This window comes from Rhodococcus sp. F64268, from assembly GCF_023015605.1.
In the GTDB taxonomy this organism is placed as follows: Bacteria; Actinomycetota; Actinomycetes; order Mycobacteriales; family Mycobacteriaceae; genus Rhodococcus.
In genome coordinates this window covers 1-323 of sequence record NZ_JALKAI010000045.1, presented here as the reverse complement: position 1 = coordinate 323, position 323 = coordinate 1, and the positions used below count along the sequence as shown (strand labels likewise).

General features: G+C 71.2%; 1 protein-coding gene. It reads right to left on the bottom strand.

Annotation, left to right across the window (positions count from 1 at the left end; translation table 11 throughout):
• On the bottom strand, positions 1 to 323 hold a 323-nt coding region (locus MWU77_RS24475), incomplete at both ends, for a biotin/lipoyl-containing protein (protein ID WP_308198877.1).

The window sequence follows — 323 nt, the reverse complement described above, 5'->3', positions numbered from 1 at the left end:
GCGGGGGCCGGTGCGGCCGGTGCTGCTGCGGTCTGCTGCGCGGGGGCCTCGGAGCCGATGACAGCGAGTTGGCCGCCGACCTCGACGGTGTCGTCTTCCTGCGCGGAGATCTCGGTGAGGATTCCGGCGACGGGGGACGGGATCTCGGTGTCGACCTTGTCGGTGGAGACCTCGAGGAGGGGTTCGTCGACAGCGACTTCGTCGCCGATGGCTTTGAGCCAGCGGGTGACGGTGCCTTCGGTGACGGATTCGCCGAGTGCGGGCATGGTGACGGGGGTGCCCGAGCCGTTGCTGGTCGACGGGGCGGGGGTTGCTGCGGCGGG